At 53.8% G+C, this 19513-nt stretch carries 20 protein-coding genes; 15 read left to right on the top strand and 5 right to left on the bottom strand.

Annotation, left to right across the window (positions count from 1 at the left end):
- Positions 1-20: 20 nt before the first annotated feature.
- Entirely contained in the window at positions 21-923 is a 903-nt protein-coding gene (locus tag LG204_RS02385; protein ID WP_230335782.1) for a PP2C family protein-serine/threonine phosphatase, read from the bottom strand.
- Positions 920-1861, bottom strand: coding sequence for a serine/threonine protein kinase (locus tag LG204_RS02390; protein ID WP_230335783.1), 942 nt, complete (start codon positions 1859-1861; stop codon positions 920-922). Before LG204_RS02390 ends, LG204_RS02385 begins: the two co-directional genes overlap by 4 nt.
- 172 nt (positions 1862-2033) lie before the next feature.
- Between LG204_RS02390 and LG204_RS02395 the strand changes: the two genes are divergently transcribed.
- The 14 genes from LG204_RS02395 (at position 2034) to erpA (ending at position 13837) form a co-directional block, all read left to right on the top strand.
- Complete coding sequence (locus LG204_RS02395; RefSeq protein ID WP_230335784.1) at positions 2034-2900, top strand: YicC/YloC family endoribonuclease; 867 nt, start codon at positions 2034-2036, stop codon at positions 2898-2900.
- A gap of 87 nt (positions 2901-2987) precedes the next feature.
- A complete protein-coding gene (gene gmk / locus LG204_RS02400; RefSeq protein ID WP_230335785.1) occupies positions 2988-3596 on the top strand; it encodes a guanylate kinase in 609 nt (202 codons plus the stop codon).
- Between the two features lie 20 nt (positions 3597-3616).
- Complete coding sequence (rpoZ, locus tag LG204_RS02405; protein ID WP_013440877.1) at positions 3617-3829, top strand: DNA-directed RNA polymerase subunit omega; 213 nt, start codon at positions 3617-3619, stop codon at positions 3827-3829.
- A 138-nt stretch (positions 3830-3967) separates the two neighbouring features.
- The gene (locus tag LG204_RS02410; protein ID WP_230335786.1) at positions 3968-6190 is read left to right on the top strand and encodes a RelA/SpoT family protein; all 2223 of its coding nucleotides are present in this window, start codon (positions 3968-3970) and stop codon (positions 6188-6190) included.
- Between the two features lie 57 nt (positions 6191-6247).
- Positions 6248-6628: a RidA family protein gene (locus LG204_RS02415; protein WP_230335787.1), complete on the top strand. Its 381-nt coding sequence runs from the start codon at positions 6248-6250 to the stop codon at positions 6626-6628.
- Positions 6629-6659: 31 nt separating this feature from the next.
- Positions 6660-8711 carry an ATP-dependent DNA helicase RecG gene (gene recG / locus LG204_RS02420; protein ID WP_230335806.1) on the top strand — a complete coding sequence of 684 codons (2052 nt, stop codon included), beginning with the start codon at positions 6660-6662 and terminating at the stop codon, positions 8709-8711.
- A 22-nt stretch (positions 8712-8733) separates the two neighbouring features.
- Complete coding sequence (locus LG204_RS02425) at positions 8734-9282, top strand: chorismate--pyruvate lyase family protein (protein WP_230335788.1); 549 nt, start codon at positions 8734-8736, stop codon at positions 9280-9282.
- On the top strand, positions 9279-10154 hold the full coding sequence (gene ubiA / locus LG204_RS02430) for a 4-hydroxybenzoate octaprenyltransferase (RefSeq protein ID WP_230335789.1): 876 nt from the start codon (positions 9279-9281) through the stop codon (positions 10152-10154). The genes LG204_RS02425 and ubiA overlap by 4 nt, the downstream gene beginning before the upstream one ends.
- A 93-nt stretch (positions 10155-10247) precedes the next feature.
- Positions 10248-10688: a 50S ribosomal protein L13 gene (gene rplM / locus LG204_RS02435; RefSeq protein WP_013440883.1), complete on the top strand. Its 441-nt coding sequence runs from the start codon at positions 10248-10250 to the stop codon at positions 10686-10688.
- A 9-nt stretch (positions 10689-10697) separates the two neighbouring features.
- Complete coding sequence (rpsI, locus tag LG204_RS02440) at positions 10698-11090, top strand: 30S ribosomal protein S9 (protein WP_013440884.1); 393 nt, start codon at positions 10698-10700, stop codon at positions 11088-11090.
- 151 nt (positions 11091-11241) lie between these two features.
- Positions 11242-12282, top strand: a complete 1041-nt coding sequence (gene argC, locus LG204_RS02445) for an N-acetyl-gamma-glutamyl-phosphate reductase (RefSeq protein ID WP_230335790.1) — start codon at positions 11242-11244, stop codon at positions 12280-12282.
- 2 nt (positions 12283-12284) lie between these two features.
- Positions 12285-12998 (top strand): DUF6776 family protein, encoded by a 714-nt coding sequence (locus LG204_RS02450; RefSeq protein ID WP_230335791.1) that lies wholly within the window; start codon positions 12285-12287, stop codon positions 12996-12998.
- Positions 12999-13025: 27 nt separating this feature from the next.
- Positions 13026-13430, top strand: coding sequence for a bactofilin family protein (locus LG204_RS02455; RefSeq protein ID WP_230335792.1), 405 nt, complete (start codon positions 13026-13028; stop codon positions 13428-13430).
- A gap of 56 nt (positions 13431-13486) precedes the next feature.
- Positions 13487-13837: an iron-sulfur cluster insertion protein ErpA gene (gene erpA / locus LG204_RS02460; protein WP_013440888.1), complete on the top strand. Its 351-nt coding sequence runs from the start codon at positions 13487-13489 to the stop codon at positions 13835-13837.
- Positions 13838-13933: 96 nt separating this feature from the next.
- Here the strand turns inward: erpA and gltA are convergent, their stop codons facing one another.
- From gltA to LG204_RS02475, 3 genes are all read right to left on the bottom strand, one after another.
- Entirely contained in the window at positions 13934-15229 is a 1296-nt protein-coding gene (gltA, locus tag LG204_RS02465; RefSeq protein ID WP_407664155.1) for a citrate synthase, read from the bottom strand.
- Between the two features lie 42 nt (positions 15230-15271).
- Positions 15272-16366 carry an anhydro-N-acetylmuramic acid kinase gene (locus LG204_RS02470; RefSeq protein WP_230335794.1) on the bottom strand — a complete coding sequence of 365 codons (1095 nt, stop codon included), beginning with the start codon at positions 16364-16366 and terminating at the stop codon, positions 15272-15274.
- 69 nt (positions 16367-16435) lie between these two features.
- Positions 16436-17782 (bottom strand): OapA family protein, encoded by a 1347-nt coding sequence (locus LG204_RS02475; RefSeq protein WP_230335795.1) that lies wholly within the window; start codon positions 17780-17782, stop codon positions 16436-16438.
- 97 nt (positions 17783-17879) lie between these two features.
- Here LG204_RS02475 and tyrS point away from each other — a divergent pair, with 97 nt between their 5' ends.
- The gene (gene tyrS, locus LG204_RS02480; RefSeq protein WP_230335796.1) at positions 17880-19082 is read left to right on the top strand and encodes a tyrosine--tRNA ligase; all 1203 of its coding nucleotides are present in this window, start codon (positions 17880-17882) and stop codon (positions 19080-19082) included.
- Positions 19083-19513: the final 431 nt, after the last annotated feature.

Genomic DNA, 19513 nt, shown 5'->3' on the forward strand with positions numbered 1-19513 from the left:
CGGCTGCAGGGCGGGGCAGGCTAGACGCGGGATTTGGCAATGGCCGCCTGTATTTCAGCAATTGCCAGGTCAATCTGCGCTTCGTTCAGCTCAACATCTTCGGCCTGGGCTGAATTTTCAGTAACGGGATTCATGATGGTCGTAATCGCCCCCATCGCTATGTCATCAGAAGACAGCATCAGCTCGGCTTGCCCCAGGCGCAGGCCGATGGCACTGGCATTGTCACCTTCGCTGCCATTTTGCTCCTCGGCGGTTTCCAGCATACGGGGAATGGCAATATCGACCGGATGCTGGTAAATCATGTCGGCCATCTGCTCTTCGCTCAAGCCTGACCACAAGCCATCCGAGCACAGCAGCAGAATATCGCCATCTATCAGCTTGCGCGGCGGCGTCAGCTCGATTTTGGGCGCATGGCCGCTCCCCAGGCAGTTATAGATTTTGTGCCGCTCCGGGTGGCGTGCCATCTCATCGCGATGCAGCAAGCCCTGACGAAACAGCTTTTGCACCACGGAGTGATCCTCCGTGTGGTAAATGCTGCGCCCACTGCGGAAATGGTAGAGGCGGGAGTCGCCTACATGGGCTGTGTACAGGCGATGTTGCTGGATAATGGCGGCGACGATAGTGGTGCAGGGGGCTTCGAGCAAGTGCTGGCTATGCTTGAGCTGATGCAAGGCTTGGTGAATGACCTGGATTTGCTCCATCAGGTAGCGGCCGGGGTGGGGCAGCAGGTCAACCGCTCTTTTTTTGAAATCCTCGGTCAGGGTTTTGACGGCAAGGCGAGCGGCCACTTCGCCATGACGATGGCCACCCATGCCATCGGCCAGCACCATCAGCACGGCATCGCGACTATAGGCATAGGCCAGCCTGTCCTGATTATGCGCACGTGGGCCTTTGCGGCTACTTTGGTAAATGCTGAATTTCATGTGTCTGGCCGCCAATACTGGCGTAGTTTGTCCATCAGCCCGGCTTTGGCGGGAGGCGCGCTGGGGATCTGCTCCGCCAGCAACTTTTGCAGGGTCAGCACACTTTGTGGGCGCTGCATGTGGTCTATCGCCAGGCAGCGATCAATAATTTCCAGCAGGGCTCGCGAATAATGCGCTTGGCCGAGGCGGGTGGCGGGTATCAGTTTGTCTTCCTTGCGGCGGGCATCCGCTGCAGGTGGTGTGCCGCGGCTGATGCAGGCATACATGCTGGCACCTACACTATAGATATCGCTCCATGGTCCCAGCAGGGTTTTGTCAAAGTATTGCTCGGGCGAGGCAAACCCTGGTGTATAGCTCGGCGGCAGGCTGGGCTGGGTAGCGGACAATGTTTGCCGGGCCGAGCCGAAATCCAGCAGCACAGGCGAGCCATCCAGCCGGATGTAGATGTTGGCGGGCTTGATATCCAGATGCAACAGCTTGCGGGCGTGCACTTCGCGCAGGCCATTCAGTAGCTCGCAAAAGACGCGACGGATGAAGTTCTCTCCCAATGGCTGCGGTTGGTTGAGGATGGAAGCTTGCAGGGATTTTCCACGCTCGTATTGCATGACCATGTATACGGTATCGTTGGCGCGGAAAAAATTCAGCACCCGCACAATATTGCGGTGTTCGATGGTAGCAAGTGCTCGCCCTTCCTCAAAAAAGCATTTGAGGCCATGCTTGAAATTGGTAGAGGCGGCGGCCGAGTTGATCTGCACTTTGCTGCCTTCGCTACGCAAGGCGAGGCCGGTGGGCAGGTATTCCTTGATAGCCACGGTATTTTTGCTGGCATCTTCGGCCAGGTAGACCACGCTGAAGCCACCCGCGCTCAGAACCTTCTTGATGACATAGTCCTGTAGTGGGTGTCCAATGGGGAGAGACTGGTTTTGCGTAGCCTGCATACTGAACGATACATCCCAAGTGTCGGCCGTGGCATGAATGAAAAATGCGCAACAAGATCATCAGAAAACCGTGTGCCGCCGCGGCGAGGCACCAGCTTATTTTGGCATGAATCCGGCGGGATTTGATACCATGCCCCAACTTTAAAATCTTCATCTCCCCCAGGAATTTTCCATGACATTCAGTATGACCGGATTTGCCTCGCTGGAGCGCGAGGTTAGCGGCGGCACTCTCATTATCGAGTTGCGCTCCGTCAATCATCGCTATCTTGAATTGCACATGAAGCTGGATGACAGCCTGCGCAGCTTTGAACCCATGGCGCGCGAACTGATTGCAGCGCATCTCGGCCGTGGCAAGGTGGAATGCCGCATGAGTCTGATGCGTAGTCAGGATGCTGCCAAAAAAGCCGAGCTTGATATCAGTATCGTGCAGCAGCTGGCCAAGCTCTCGGCCGATGTGCAGCATCATATGCCTGCCAGTGCGCCTTTGACGGTGGCCGACATTCTGCGCTGGCCCGGCGTGGTCATGAGCGATGGCATGGATACGGCTGCGCTGGGTGATCAGGTCAAGGCGACCCTGGAACAGGTGTTGCAGGACATGAGTGCCGCGCGGGCGCGTGAAGGTGCCAAACTGGCAGCGGTGATCCGCGAGCGCCTGGCTGAGATGGAGCGCGAAGTTGCCCAGGTGAAGCCGCTGTTGCCATTGCAGATCAAGGCGTATCAGGAGCGCCTGATGGCCAAGCTGCAGGAGGCCTTGAAGTCGGTGGATGAAGAGCGCGTGCGGCAGGAGCTGGTGCTGTTTGCCCAGCGCGTGGATGTGGACGAGGAGCTGACCCGCCTCACGGCGCATATTGAAGAAGTAAAGCGTATCCTCGGCGCCAAGGCCGCGGCAGGCAAGCGTCTGGATTTCCTGATGCAGGAGCTGAATCGCGAAGCGAATACCCTGGGTTCCAAGTCGGTATCAACCGAAGTATCGCAAACAGCCATGGCACTCAAAGTATTGATTGAACAGATGCGTGAACAGATTCAAAATATCGAGTAATCACATTTGAAAAGGCGGCCTGGTAACGGGCCGCCTATCTGAAGTTACCGCCAACTGGCGCAGGCCATTTACAAAGAAATCACAAGCATGACAGGCAATCTATTTATCATCACCGCAGCTTCTGGCGCGGGTAAAACCAGTCTGGTGCGCGAGTTGCTCGCGTCGGACAGCCAGATCCAGCTTTCGGTGTCGTACACCACCCGCAAGCCGCGACCAGGCGAGGTGGATGGGGTGCATTATCACTTTGTGGAAGAGGTTGAATTCATGCGCATGCTTGAAGCCAGCGACTTCCTGGAAAGTGCGCATGTGCATGGCGCGCGCTATGGCACATCGCAAAGCCGGGTAGAAGGCGTGTTGAAGCAAGGCAATGACCTGATTCTGGAGATTGACTGGCAGGGTGCTGCCCAGGTGCGCAGTCTTTATCCCCAGGCGATCAGTATTTTTATTCTGCCACCCTCGCTGGAGGCTCTGGAGCAGCGCCTGCACGGCCGTGGGCAGGATAGCGTCGAGGTGATTGCACGTCGGCTGGCAGCTGCTCGCGATGAGATGCGCCATGTGGTCGAGTTCGACTATGTTACAATTAACGACGATTTTGAGGTGGCGCTAAATGATCTGCGCGCCATCATCCGCACCCAGCGTTTGCAGCGTGAAAAGCAGTTGCTGCGGCACCAGGATCTGCTGGAAAAACTCATATAGATCATACGGAGGAATAACACATGGCTCGCATGACAGTAGATGATTGTCTCGAAAAAATCCCTAATCGCTTTCAACTGACACTGGTAGCAGCGTACCGTTCGCGCCAATTGGCCAACGGCTCGGAACCTTTGGTCAATACCCATGGCCAGAAGGACAAGCCCACAGTGCTGGCACTGCGCGAAATCGCATCCGGCAAGGTCGGTCTGGAAGTGCTGAACCGCGGCCAAGCCTAAGTTCAACATCCGGTGCTAGATGCACCGAAGATCAAGCAAGGCGCTGTTTGAAGGCATTATGTGTGTTCAATCGGTGCCTTGTTTTTTTGGTAAAACCCTTTAGAAGTTTAATGGATCGTCACAGGTGGTTGAGTCAGCATGCCTAAATTGGTAGCCAAACGTCCGGCGGAGTCGCTGAAACATGTGGCAGCCCCCTTATTGCCCGCCGATAGCGAAGATTCGCTACTGACGCAGCGCTTGCGGGTTTATCTCAAGCCAGAAGATATTGAGCAGGTCTGGGCGGCATATCGCTTCAGCGATATGGCGCATACCGGCCAGCTGCGCAAAAGCGGCGAGCCGTATATCACGCACCCGGTGTCGGTGGCCTGCATCCTGGCCGAGTTGCACATGGATGTGCCGACGGTGGTGGCTGCCTTGCTCCATGATGTGGTGGAAGATACCGGCGTCACCACTCAGGAGGTGAGCGAGCGCTTTGGCAAGCAGGTGGCCGAGCTGGTGGATGGACTTTCCAAGCTGGACAAGATCAAGTTCAGCACCGAGACCGAAGCCCAGGCGGAAAACTTCCGCAAAATGCTGCTGGCCATGTCGCAAGACGTGCGTGTTATTCTGGTCAAGCTCGCTGACCGCCTGCACAACATGAGCACGCTCGGCGTCATGAACCCAGAAAAGCGTCGTCGCACCGCGCGCGAAACCCTGGAAATTTACGCGCCCATCGCCAATCGCCTGGGGCTGAATGCCATCTACCAGGAACTGGAAGACCTGAGCTTCAAGCATTTGTACCCCATGCGCTATTCGGTCATCTCCAAGGCTATCCTGGCTGCGCGTGGCAACCGCAAGGAAGTGGTCGGCAAGATACTGGATGCCATACGCGAGCGCTTGGGCGAGATGCATATCGAAGCCGAGGTGACGGGGCGCGAAAAGCATCTTTACAGTATTTACCGCAAGATGACCGGTAAAACCGTGACCTTTTCCCAGATATACGACATTTACGGTTTCCGCATCATCGTCAAGGATCTGTCCAGCTGCTATCTGGCGCTTGGCGTGTTGCATGGGCTCTATAAGCCGATCCCAGGCAAGTTCAAGGATTACATCGCTATCCCCAAGGCCAATGGCTACCAGTCGCTGCATACCACGCTGTTTGGCCCGTTTGGCACACCGATTGAGGTGCAGATACGCAGCCGCGAGATGCACAACATCGCCGATGCTGGCGTAGCGGCGCACTGGTTGTACAAGACGACCGACGCGCATTTGACTGAGCTGCAGCAGCAGACGCACCAATGGCTGCAGCGCCTGCTGGATATCCAGAGCGAAAGCACGGACTCGCTGGAGTTTCTCGAGCACTTCAAGGTCGACCTGTTCCCGGATGAGGTGTATGTGTTTACGCCCAAGGGCAAGATCATGGCCCTGCCAAAAGGCGCCACGGCGGTGGACTTTGCCTACGCCGTGCATACGGATATCGGCAATCGCTGCGTGGCCGTCAAGATCAACCAGGAGTTGGCACCGCTGCGTACCGAGCTGCATAACGGCGATCATGTGGAAATCATCACGGCTGCTCATGCGCACCCCAACCCTGCTTGGCTGAATTATGTCGCCACCGGCAAGGCACGCGCGCATATCCGCCACTTCCTCAAGTCCTTGCAGACAACCGAGTCAGCCCATCTGGGTGAGCGCTTGCTGAACCAGGCACTGCGTGCCCTGCATGCCGACGTCGCCAAGATCGACGACACGCATTGGCTGAAGCTGCTGCGGGACTATGGCGCCAAGAACAAGGAAGAGATTCTCACCGACATTGGCTTGGGCAAGCGGCTCAACGTCATGGTCGCGCATCAACTGCTGGCAATGAGCGAAGAGCAGGGCGAGCGCCATGCCAAACACACCAACAAGCCGCTGGGCACCATCACCATCCGTGGTTCCGAAGGCATGGCCGTGCAATTTGCTCAATGCTGCCGCCCTATCCCTGGCGACCCCATCCTTGGCTTTATCAACAAGGACAAGGGGTTGGTCATTCATACGCACGATTGTCCGGCCATCCGCAAATTCCGGGTCGATCCGGAAAAGTGGCTGGATGTTGAATGGGATCCGGATGGCAAGCGCCTGTTCAATGTTAATCTGAAGCTGGTGGTTGCCAACCAGCGCGGCATGCTGGCGCAGATCGCGTCTACCATTGCCGAGGCGGGCTCCAATATTGATCACGTCAGCATGGAAGAGTCGGACAGCAGTGCCTACACCAATATGCATTTCACCGTGCAGGTAGAAAATCGCGTGCACCTGGCCGAGCTGATGCGTCGTATCCGCAAAATTCCTGACGTGGTGCGCATCAATCGCGTCAAGGGTGCCGGCACCGAGCAGCGCATACAGTAAGGCTCGGCCGCACCACGCAAACCTAATATCCTAAAAACTTAAGACCTGAGGAAAACCATGGCAAAAAAGATCATACATACCGACCACGCCCCCAAAGCGATCGGCACTTACTCGCAGGCAGTTGCAGTCAATGGCACCGTTTACCTGTCGGGGCAGATTGGCCTGGATCCTGCCAGCATGGAGCTGGTAGAGGGTATTGAAGCTCAGGTGCATCGTGTATTCACCAACCTCAAGGCCGTGGCTGAAGCGGCCGGTGGCTCCCTGGCGGATGTCGTGAAGTTGAACATTTTTCTGACGGATCTCGGTCACTTTGCCCTGGTGAACTCCATCATGACCGAGTATTTCAGCGAGCCTTATCCTGCGCGTGCTGCCGTTGGCGTCGCGACACTGCCACGCGGTGCGCTGGTGGAAGCTGATGCCGTTATGGTGCTCGCCTGAGTCTTTAACTTCCCGCTGGCAAGGATAGTCTCTGAAACCGCTGCAAGACCTCAAGGGCATCACGCAGCCGGTGCTAAGCGGGCTGCGCAAGCTCGGTATTCATAGCATTGAAGACCTGGTCCTGCATTTGCCCTTGCGCTATGTGGATGAAACCCGCATCTCGCCTATCCGCGAATTGCGACTAGGCGAGCAGGCCCAGGTCGAAGGCGAGATTATTCATGCCGAAGTCCTGTACAAACCCCGCAAGGCCCTGATTGCTAGATTGCAGGATACGAGTGGCATCCTGACCTTGCGCTTTCTCAACTTCTACCCCAGCCAGATAGCGGCGCTGAAAGAGGGCAACCGCTTGCGCGCACTGGGTGAAGTGAGGAATGGCTTTTTCGGTTATGAAATGGTGCACCCGCAGTGCAAGCCGGTGCGAGAAGGGGCTGCGGTGAAGCAGACCTTGACGCCGGTCTATCCGACCACGGCAGGCTTGTCACAGCCTTCGCTGCGGAAATGGATAGGGCGGGCCCTGGAAACGGGGAGTCATGATGAACTCCTGCCGGCCAAGGTGTATCAGGGCAAAGCCTGGCCTGATTTTCAGCAAAGCCTGCTGCAGTTGCACTATCCTCCACCCGATGCCGATCAACATGCACTGCAGGAAAAAACCACCCCCGCCTGGCAACGCCTCGCATTTGACGAGCTGCTGGCCCAGCAGATTTCCATGCGCAAGCATTACGCCCGTCGTCGTGGTCTGGGCGCGCCTGCCATGCCGCCTTCCAAAAAGCTGGTCTCCGCGCTATTGAAATCCCTGCCGTTTGGCCTGACGGCAGCCCAGCAGCGCGTATTTACCGATATTCAGCAAGATCTCGGCCGCAGCTACCCCATGCAGCGCCTGTTGCAAGGCGATGTCGGTAGCGGCAAGACCATTGTGGCAGCCATGGCCGCCTTGCAGGCGATTGAGCATGGCTGGCAAGCCGCCATCATGGCGCCTACCGAGATTCTCGCCGAGCAGCATTTCAATAAATTAACTGCCTGGCTACAAAATCTGGCATCTGGCGTGGCTCCGGTGCGCGTGGTCTGGGTGGCTGGCAGCCAGGGCAAAAAGGCGAGAGCAGAGGCGCTGGCCGCGATTGCCAGTGGCGAGGCGCAATTGGTGATCGGGACCCATGCCGTGTTTCAAGAGCAGGTGCAGTTTGCCAGGCTCGGTCTCGTGGTGGTGGATGAGCAGCATCGTTTTGGTGTGCAGCAACGCCTGGCGCTGCGGCAGAAAGGCGCACAGCCGCATCAGCTGATGATGAGTGCCACTCCAATACCGCGTACGCTTTCCATGAGCTATTTTGCCGATCTGGATGTGTCAGTGATTGATGAGTTGCCACCCGGGAGAACCCCAGTGGTGACCAAGCTGGTATCCGATGCGCGCCGCGAAGAGGTGTTCGAGCGGGTGCGTGCAGCTTGCAGCCAAGGCAGGCAAGCTTACTGGGTTTGCCCTCTGATCGAAGAAAGTGAAGCCTTGCAGTTGCAGACAGCGGTGGACACGTATATCGCTTTGCAAGAGGCGTTTCCCGAATTGCAGGTGGGGCTGGTGCATGGGCGCATGAAACCGGCTGACAAACAAGCCGTTATGCAAGCGTTTGCCGCCAATCAAATCCACTTGCTGGTGGCGACGACCGTGATTGAAGTCGGGGTGGATGTACCGAATGCCAGCCTGATGGTGATCGAGCACGCTGAACGCATGGGGCTTTCGCAGTTGCACCAGCTGCGTGGACGGGTAGGGCGCGGGGCCGCCAGTAGCGCCTGCATTCTGCTTTACCAGACGCCGTTATCGGAAACGGCGCGTGCACGTCTCAAGATTATTTATGAATCAAGTGATGGGTTTGAAATTGCCCAGGCGGACTTGCACTTGCGGGGGCCGGGCGAATTCATGGGCATTCGGCAGAGTGGTACGCCCATGCTGAAAATTGCCGACCTGGAGCGGGATGCGGTGTTGCTGGCGGAGGCCCAGGCCATGGCTGACTGGCTGCTGCAAAAGCATCCGCAGGCTGCGGAAGCGCATTTGCAGCGTTGGCTGCATCAGGCGCAAGAATTGGTCAAAGTGTGATGCAGCCTGCGATAATAATGCCGTGAGAATTATCCGCGCCTTTCCCCGTCAACGTCAGCACTGGTTGCGCCAACCGGTGGGTAGCGGTCCCTATCGCTCCTGGCTGGTCGAGACGGCATCCCTGACCCGGCGTTTGCAATCGCGTTCCGCGACATTCTCAGTCAATACGCTCAGCCTGAAGCAAGCATTGCCTGCCCCGGAAGATGCTGCATTGCTGGATATTCCCGCGCGGCATCCTTCGCTGATGCGAGACGTGCATTTGTTATGTCATGGTCAGCCAGCGGTATATGCGTCCAGCGTGTTGCCTCAGTCTAGTTTGCGCGGCGCCTGGCGCGGCTTGGGAAGACTGGGGAACCGCTCGCTGGGCTCCATGCTGTTTTCCAATCCCCGGGTCAGTCGTGCGCCATTAAGCTATCGCAAGCTGGCAGCGCAGCATGCGCTATACAAGCAAGCTGTGGCGCATTTGCAAAATAAACCGGCATACGTATGGGCAAGGCGCTCGGTCTTTCATCTCGATTGCGCCGCCATTCTGGTGACAGAAGTTTTTTTACCCTCGGTTTTAAAATTATGAACTGGCTAGTGAAGAAAAGTAGCGCCTATTGGCGATTGACCCGCATGGACAAACCCATCGGCATCCTGCTGCTGCTGTGGCCCACGCTTTGGGCGCTGTGGCTGGCCAGTGCCGGCAAGCCAGACTTGAAAGTATTAAGCGTGTTTGTATTGGGTACAGTCTTGATGCGGGCTGCTGGCTGTGTCATGAATGATATGGCGGATCGAAATTTTGACGGCCATGTCGCCCGTACGCGCCACCGCCCGTTGGCGACGGGGGAGGTCAGTGTCAAGGAAGCATTATTGCTGGCGATGATATTAAGCCTGGTCGCTTTCGCTTTGGTCATGCAATTAAACAAGCTGACGGTGCTGTTGTCTTTCCCGGCCTTGTTTCTGGCGGCCAGCTACCCCTTGACCAAGCGCGTGATTGCGATTCCGCAGGCCTATCTCGGGGTGGCATTCGGCTTTGGTATCCCCATGGCATACGCTGCACAGACCGGCAGTATTCCTGGCATTGCTTGGCTTTTGCTGCTGGGAAATGTGTTCTGGGCCATCGCCTACGATACGGAATACGCCATGGTGGATCGGGCGGATGACTTGAAAATCGGTATCCGTTCTTCGGCTATATTTTTTGGTCCTAGGGATGTGGCGGCCATTATGCTATCGTACGGAGTCTTGCTGGGAATATTGCTCCTGATAGGCCGTCATTATGGTCTGAACTGGCCTTATTATCTTGGTTTGACCATTGCCGCCATGCTCGCGGTTTACCACTACCTGCTCATTCGTGAGCGTCAACCAGCACGCTGCTTCAAGGCTTTTTTGCATAATAACTGGTTAGGTGCGGCGGTGTTTTTCGGGCTGGTGGCAAGTTATGCTCTTCATTTTTCGTCATAAAACCGCTAGCAAACGCAATATATCGTTTGACAAGCGTTACTTGCGTGACATAAAATCCGCCTCTTAATTTTTTCAGCGATTAATGGTTGTCCGATGAAGACCTTTTCTGCAAAAGCGCATGAAGTAAAGCGCGACTGGTTCGTGGTAGATGCTACGGATCTGGTGCTGGGCCGACTGGCCAGCGAGATTGCCCACCGTCTGCGTGGCAAGCATAAAACGATTTACACTCCGCACGTGGATACGGGCGATTACATTGTCGTGGTTAACGCCGACAAGATCAAAGTAACCGGCAACAAGGCAGGCGACAAGTTGTACCATCGCCACTCTGGTTACCCAGGCGGTATTTCGACTACGACCTTTGCCAAGATGCAAGACCGCTTTCCTGGCCGTGCGCTGGAAAAGGCTGTTAAGGGCATGCTGCCCAAGGGTCCTCTGGGCTACGCCATGTTCCGCAAGCTGAAGGTATATGCTGGTCCTAAGCATGACCACGCGGCACAACAGCCACAACCTTTGACTATTCAAAGCCAAGCGTAAGGATAAACGATGATTGGTAAATATAACTACGGTACTGGCCGCCGCAAAAGCTCGGTAGCTCGTGTCTTCATTAAGTCCGGCAGCGGCAATATCGTTGTTAACGACAAGCCTGTTGACCAGTATTTTTCCCGCGTGACTTCACGCATGATCGTGCGTCAGCCTCTGGAATTGACCGATAACGTTGCCAGCTTTGACATCATGGTCAATGTTGATGGCGGCGGTGAGTCCGGTCAGGCTGGTGCAGTTCGTCACGGCATTACCCGTGCACTGGTTGATTACGATGCAGCGCTGAAGAGCGCCCTGTCCAAGGCAGGCTTCGTGACTCGCGATGCACGTGAAGTTGAGCGTAAGAAAGTCGGCTTCCGTAAAGCACGTCGTCGTAAACAGTTCTCCAAGCGTTAAGCAGGACTGCTTTACCATGTACAAAAAGCCGCACTTGTGCGGCTTTTTGCTTTCCGCCGGTTTAATCCGGTTTGGTGAGCACGGTAAGCTTTGATACCATAAGCGCAACAAAGCCAGCTTAAGCTGGCGTTTTATTCAAAGAAATCAGGTTATGCAAACATCTAAAATCAAGGTAGGTATTGTAGGCGGCACCGGCTATACCGGTGTTGAGTTGCTAAGAATACTGGCGATCCACCCATTGGTGGAGTTGCGTGTGATTACATCCCGCGGTGAAGCCGGTTTGCCTGTAGCAGATATGTTTCCCAGCTTGCGTGGATATATCGACTTGAGCTTTAGTGATCCCGCCAAATCAGACCTGGCGAGTTGTGATCTGGTCTTTTTTGCGACCCCCAATGGCATTGCCATGCAACAGACCAGAGAGTTGCTGGCGGCTGGTGTACGCATCATTGACCTGGCGGCTGACTTCCGGATTCGGGATGTGGCAACCTGGGAAAAATGGTATGGCATGACCCATGCCTGTCCTGAGCTTCTGTCAGAGGCCGTGTATGGTCTGCCTGAAATGAATCGTGAGCAAATCAAGGGCGCGCAGCTGGTGGCGAACCCTGGTTGCTACCCAACCGCCGTGCAGCTTGGATTCATGCCGCTGCTTGAGGCGGGGCTGGTTGATCCGCAGTATTTGATTGCGGATGCCAAATCGGGGGTGAGTGGCGCGGGTCGCAAGGCGGAAACCCATATCCTGTTTGCTGAGGCGGGTGACAATTTCAAGGCCTATGGTGTGGCAGGACATCGCCACCTGCCAGAAATTAGTCAAGGCCTGACCAGCATGGCAGGCAAGCCAGTGGGGTTAACCTTTGTTCCGCATCTGACGCCTTTGATTCGGGGTATTCATGCCACCCTCTATGGCCGGCTGAATAAAGAAGCTGATTTACAGGCTCTATTTGAACAACGCTATGCCAATGAGCGCTTCGTGGATGTCTTGCCCAGGGGCGCTCATCCCGAGACCCGCTCGGTGAGAGGTTCCAACCAGTGCCGGATTGCCGTGCATAGACCTCAAGGTGGAGATACTGTAGTGGTATTGTCGGTCATCGATAACCTAGTCAAGGGCGCTGCTGGTCAGGCTGTGCAAAACATGAACATCATGTTCGGCTTTGCAGAGAATACGGGGCTGGAAATCGTCCCCTTGCTGCCTTAACAATGCGATCCGTCAAGCGCAAGTTACGGCGACACTTTGGCGCGACTGCGCATCGTGTTGCCGTGCGTGCGCATTTTGCCTGGTATTGGTTGCCTTTGACTGCACTTGTTGCCCTTGTATTGGGCTATGGTGCGGCCTATATGCAATTTGCTGGCAGTCAGGTCCGTGGCATACATCAAAAATTGGCCGATGTTGATGCACGAAACCAGGTTATGCAGTTCAAGCTGGTGCAGGCCGAGCGTCAATTGCAGGTAGAGCGTGCGGCCCAGGCCAACTTGTCACGAGAACTGGACAGTGTGCAGGCAGAGAGTATGCGGCTCAAGGAGGATATTGGTTTCTACCAGAATATCTTCAATGAACGCAGGGCATTACGAGAGATACGTCTTCATACATTCAAAGTGAATAAAGCCCAGGGCAATGGGGATTATGATTACCACATTCTGATTATGCAGGCAGGCAACCATGATAAAGTTGTCGACGGTAGTCTGACGCTGACGCTATATGGAACTCCAGTAGGCGGGGTTGAGCCGCAGGCTATCACGATACAGGGCAATGCCAATCTGAAACAAAATCTGAGTTTTAAATATTATCAACAGGTAGACGGTAAATTTTCCTTGCCGGTCCATGTCAAACCTGGATATTTATTGCTGGAATTTGTTGAAAAAGGCGCAACCCGTGCCAATATAAGTGAAAAGGTAGAGATTCCTGCTCAGTAGCGAATACTCAACCATGAAAGGGTCCTGATGTTTTCCAGAAACAAGAATAAGCCGCAAAGCCGCATTGATACTTTGATCGGTGTAGAGTCCAGTATTGATGGGAACATTACATTTAATGGGGGGCTGCGTGTTGATGGAAAAATCAAAGGCAATGTCACTGAGGCCGATGCCAGCGCTTGTACGTTGGTATTAAGCGAGCATGGCAGTGTTGAAGGGGCCATTACGGTTTCGCATGCGGTTCTGAATGGCAAGATCAATGGCCCAGTTCGTGCCAGCCATTATCTTGAGTTGCAGAGTAAATCGCGAATTATCGGTGATGTGCATTATCAAACGCTCGAAATGCATACTGGCGCTGTCATTGAAGGCAAGCTGGTGTATCTGGGTGAGGCGAATGAGCCCAATCTGCAGGACAATAAAACGCTGGAAGATTGACCTGCTCTCAAGTCAGCAGGATAATGATTTTATTAAGAATTTAAGGAGTGTGAAAAATGAACGCGATTACTGAAATGCCAAGCCCATTGGTCTTTACGGACAACGCTGCCAAGAAAGTGAAAGAATTGATTGAAGAGGAAGGCTCGCCAGACCTCAAGCTGCGCGTTTTTGTAAGCGGTGGCGGCTGCTCCGGTTTCCAGTATGGCTTTACTTTTGAAGATACTGTGAACGAAGACGACACCCAGGTGCAGAAAGATACCGTTACATTGTTGATCGACCCCATGAGCTTGCAATACCTGACCGGTGCTGAAATCGATTATCAGGATAGTCTGCAAGGTTCACAATTTGTCATTCGCAATCCGAATGCTACAACCACTTGCGGTTGCGGTTCGTCTTTCTCGGTATAAATGAAGATTGATTAGCCGAATCCAGAAAAGGGCCGGTTAATTTCAATAAATAAAAAAGGAGCCATAGGCTCCTTTTTTATTTAGCGCTACATCCAATTAGCGTTGGTCAATCGGCACAAAATCGCGACGGGTTGAGCCTGTGTAAAGTTGACGTGGTCGACCGATCTTGGCTTCCGGATCCGACATCATCTCGTTCCACTGTGATACCCAGCCGGCGGTGCGAGCGAGGGCAAAAATCGCGGTGAACATGGAGTTGGGAATACCCATGGCACGCATGACAATACCGGAATAGAAATCGACATTCGGATAAAGTCGGCGGCTGACAAAGTAATCATCTTCCAGTGCGATTTGCTCCAGCTTGAGGGCCAGCTTGAACATAGGATCGTCATGCAAACCCAGCTCATCCAGCACCTGGTGACAGGTTTCACGCATGATGGCGGCACGTGGGTCCATATTGCGGTAGACGCGGTGACCAAAACCCATCAGTCGGAAGGAATCCGATTTATCCTTGGCGCGGTTGATGAACTCACCGATTCTGCTCACATCGCCAATTTCTTCCAGCATGTTCAATGTAGCTTCGTTTGCACCGCCATGCGCGGGGCCCCAGAGCGATGCAATCCCTGCGGCAATACAGGCGAATGGATTCGCTCCGCTCGAGCCTGCCAGGCGCACTGTGGAGGTTGAGGCATTCTGTTCATGATCCGCATGCAGAATCAGGATGCGCTCAAATGCTCTCGCCAGAATTGGGTTCGGCTCATAGGTCTCACATGGCGTTGCAAACATCATATGCATGAAGTTTTCCGCAAAATTGAAGCGATTTTGCGGATACATGAAGGGTTCGCCGATGTTGTACTTGTAGCTCCAGGCGGCAATCGTTGGCACCTTGGATAGCAGGCGATAGGCTGAAATTTTACGGCTTTGCGGATCTTTGACATCCATGGCGTCGTGATAAAACGCGGACATGGAGCCGACGACACCGACCATGACGGCCATCGGGTGCGCATCACGACGGAACCCACGGAAAACATTCGTCAGCTGGTCATGCAGCATGGTGTGCTGCGCAATGCTGTCAGTAAATGATTTTTTCTGCGCAGCATCAGGTAATTCCCCATGCATGAGCAGATAGGACACTTCAAGAAAGTCGCAATTTTTTGCCAGTTGCTCGATGGGATAGCCGCGATAGTAGAGCAGGCCTTCATCGCCATCAATAAAGGTGATATTTGAACTGCAAGAGGCTGTTGATAGAAAGCCAGGGTCGTAAGTGAATACCCCGTGCTTGCCAAGATTGCGAATATCAATGACGTCGCTACCAAGGTTGCCAGATACTACCGGCAATTCAATAGGAGGTGCGCCATTGTCAAATGTGAGCGTTACTTTAGTGGGCTTTGTCATAGTCATTTATGTATTTTAGTGAATGCGGCGGTGAATGCCAAATTACCTAGCATAAATCGCGCCCAGAATACGCGGCCCTCTGGCTCCCGTGACCTCCGGCAGATTGGCGGGCTTGCCTTCCAGGCATTGCTGTGCGAGCCAGGCAAAGGCCGCTGCCTCAACCCAGTTCACGCTGATTCCCAGGCTATCACTCAGACGGATCTTGATAGAAGGAAGGAGCGCCTGCAGGCGCTCCAGCAGAATGCTGTTGTACGCACCGCCCCCACATATATAGGCTTCATCCACGTTATCGCAAAAGTCAGTGACAGCCGTTGCAATGGTCTGAGCGCTTAATTCAAGCAGGGTGCGCTGTACGTCTTCAGGTGCGTATTCTTCCTGCAGGGACTGTTCCAGCCAGGCCATATTGAAGCTGTCCCTGCCGGTGCTTTTGGGTGGGGATGCACTAAAATAGGGATACTGCAGCCATTGCTGGAGCAGTTTTTCGATAACTACGCCTGTGGAAGCCCATCGACCTTCAGCGTCATATCGCTTACCTTGGTGTTTTTCTATCCAGGCATCCATCAGCATATTGCCCGGGCCTGAGTCGAAGCCTATAACCACGCCTGCGCTTGGCAAATCAGTGATATTGGCAATGCCACCAATATTAATTACGGCCCGATTGGCTTGTGGGTGTGCAAACACGGCTTGGTGAAATGCCGGTACTAACGGTGCACCTTGTCCTCCTGCTGCAACATCACGGCTCCGGAAGTCGGCGATGACCGTCATATCGAGTAATTCAGCCAGCAAAGCGGCGTTACCTAGTTGCAGGGTGAACCCCAATTCGGGACGATGGCGAATTGTCTGGCCATGGCAGCCAATCGCGCGGATGCGCGATTTATCGACATAGGCGCTTGCCAGTAAGGCCCTGACGGTCTCAGCATAAAGATGTGCCAGCTGATTTGCCGCATTGGCAGCGAGTTCCAGTTCATTGTGTGCGGGAGTATGTAGATCCAGCAATGCGGCACGAAGTTCAGCGGAATAGGGAATGGAGTAGGTGTGCCGGACATGGCAGCTGTGTTCATCCAGCTCCGCAATAACCGCATCGACGCCGTCCATGCTGGTGCCGGACATCATGCCGATATAAAGCTCGGTTGACATAGAACTAGACGATGCTCAAGTGAATACGATATTCACCTGAGTCTGTGCGATGGCAATCCATTGAAAAGATTACTCGAGAGATGCAAGATTGCTGCTGATCAGCAGCTGCAACTGGGCAACAAGTTTGCTGCTGTTTGCCATGAAGTCGGCCTTGTATTTTGGCGCAATTGGAACGGCGTTGGGTAAAGCAACGGTCAGTGGATCACGGTGCTGACCATTCAGTAGAAATTCATAGTGTAGATGCGGGCCAGTGGCCAAGCCAGTCATGCCGACATAAGCAATGATGTCGCCCTGACTCACCTTGCTGCCACGGTGCAGACCGGTGGCAAAGCGTGATAAATGACCATATACCGTACTGATCCCATTCTGATGGCGCAGCACTACGACATTACCGTACCCATTCTTGACGCCAACAAAATCAACTACAGCATCAGCGGAAGCTTTAACGCGGGTGCCAATAGGCGCGGCATAATCCACGCCTTTGTGAGCACGCATTTTTTGCAGGATAGGGTGAAAGCGGCCAAGGCTGAAGCCCGAGCTGATCCGGCTGAATTCCAGTGGGGAACGCAGGAAGGACTTGTGCAGGCTTTTGCCTTCGGGGGTGTAGTAGCTGACTTGACCTTCAGGGTTGCGATACCTGACCGCGCGATATGTTTTGCCGTCATTGATAAATTCTGCAGCCAGCACTTGACCGGTGCGTGCCAGCTCGCCATTCCAGTAGCTCGCCTCATACACGACAACAAAGCGGTCGCCGCGGCGCAGGTCGCTGTGAAAGTCGATGTCAGAAGAGAATATTTCGGCCAGCTGAATGGCAATGGCATCTGGAATGCCCGCTTCATCCGTGGCGCCGAACAGCGAGCTTTTGATTTCGGCTGACTTGAGTACTGGATGCGTTTCCATCACGGTTTCTGCCACATGGGCTTCATAGCCGTTGGCAGTCAGCTCTACATGCAGGGTAGAGTTATTGTCGGTCTGGTATTGCAGCTTTAAGAGCTGGCCATCCTGGTTTGTTTGGGCCTGAATTGATCGGCCTGGACGTAACTGGGATGCCAAAGCCTTGGCATCGGGATTACGTTTCAGGAATTCAATCGCATCATCATTGGTAATATTGAGCCGAGCAAGCAGGCTGGCAAGAGTGTCATCGCGGCGAATCTGGTCTGCTTGCCAGAAGGAGCTGTTTTGCGCATCCACTTGTACGAGTGGGGCGATTGTCTCGGGAAGTTCGATGCTTTCGACCACGGTATGGATGTTGATATCTTGCACCGAAGTTTGCGGCGCAATACCGAATGCCGTGAAAATGCCGAAAAGAGGAAGACTTGAAAAGGCCAATAACCAGCGGAGGCGTAGCTTTCGTTCTTTAAATCTGCGGTTTTGCGATAAAATGCCGGGCTTGGAACTAGGTTCGCTTCGCTGCACTGGAGCTACCTCAAATACATGATAGGGATAGGGGATGCTAACAGAAAACCTATTCCTGGTGAAGGCAAAATGCCAAAGGCATGAAAGATAACAAAGAATGCGTGCTTTAAATGAAGACTTGGCGCTGATCAAGCGCGGATGTGATGAATTGCTGATTGAGCAGGAGTTGGTCGAAAAGCTCAAGCTAGGCCGGCCTCTGCGGGTAAAGGCTGGGTTTGATCCCACAGCCCCTGATCTGCATTTGGGGCATACCGTGTTGCTCAACAAGCTGCGTCAGTTGCAAGAGCTCGGACATCACGTGCTCTTTTTGATAGGTGATTTCACTGGAATGATCGGTGATCCTACTGGCAAGAGCGCTACCCGCCCACCGTTGACCGCTGAGCAGGTTCAGGAAAATGCCAAATCTTATGAGGCGCAGGTTTTCAAGATATTAAAGCCAGAGCAAACTGAAGTGGTGTTTAACTCCGCCTGGATCAGTCAGCTGGGTGCTGCAGGCATGTTAAAGCTGGCGGCTACGCATACGGTGGCCCGCATGCTGGAGCGCGATGATTTTAGCAAGCGTTATAAGAATAATCAGCCTATCGCCATCCATGAATTTCTCTATCCGCTATTACAAGGTTATGACTCGGTGGAGCTGAAGTCGGATCTGGAGCTCGGCGGTACGGATCAAAAATTCAACCTGCTCATGGGGCGCGAATTACAAAAGCATTATGGCCAATCGCCCCAATGCGTATTGACCATGCCTTTGCTGGAAGGGCTTGATGGCGTCAATAAAATGTCCAAGTCACTCGGTAACTATATAGGTATAGCGGAGCCTGCAAATGACATCTTCAGTAAATTGATGTCGATATCCGATACCTTGATGTGGCGTTATATAGAGTTGCTGTCGTTTGAGTCCATGGAAACAATCGCTACCTGGAAGCAATCTATCGAGGCGGGTGAAAATCCTCGCAATATAAAGGTAAGGTTTGCCCAGGAGTTGGTCACCCGGTTCCATTCTGCCGAAGCTGCGGAGCAGGCGCTGGCAGATTTCTCCCTACGCTCCAAAGGTGGTATACCCGATGATGTGCCTGAGGTCAGTATCGTTCTCGAGCAAGATAATATAGGTATTGCCGCCTTGCTGAAGCAGGCCGGCCTGGTATCAAGTACCTCTGAGGCTTTGCGCATGATAGAGCAGGGCGGAGTTAAGCTGGATAGCGAGAAGGTTGAAGATAAGGCTCTGCAGCTGAGTGTCGGGGTAACGGTGGTTGCGCAGGTCGGCAAGCGAAAATTCGCCCGTATTACAATTAATCGAGGCTAATTGTAAATAATTTGTAATAATCGCCGAAGGGGTATTGACGCCTCTCGGCTAATCCGTAGAATGCGCGGCTCGCTTCAACGGCGACGTCGGGCAGGAAATTAAGCAGTAAAAAATTTCCCTTGACCAAATAAATTTGGTCTGTAAAATGCGCGGCTCGCTTGAGAAAGCGGAAGTGCAAAACAGGGCGAAACAAAAGATTTTATGTTTCGCTTGACCAAGTAAAAACGGTCTGTATAATGCGCGGCTCGCTAGTAACAACGCGGTGTGCAGAGAAGTTGGCAGTAAAATTTCTCTTGACTGAATTAAAACGGTCTGTATAATGCGCACCTCTCAACGGAAACGTTGATGAGTGAAAGCGAAGTAAGAAGTACCTGCTCTTTAACAAACTGAACAATCGATAGGTGTGAGTGCTTGTGGTTTTGTGAAGTCGG

This window comes from Methylovorus menthalis (genome assembly GCF_020523625.1).
Lineage (GTDB): Bacteria > Pseudomonadota > Gammaproteobacteria > Burkholderiales > Methylophilaceae > Methylovorus > Methylovorus menthalis.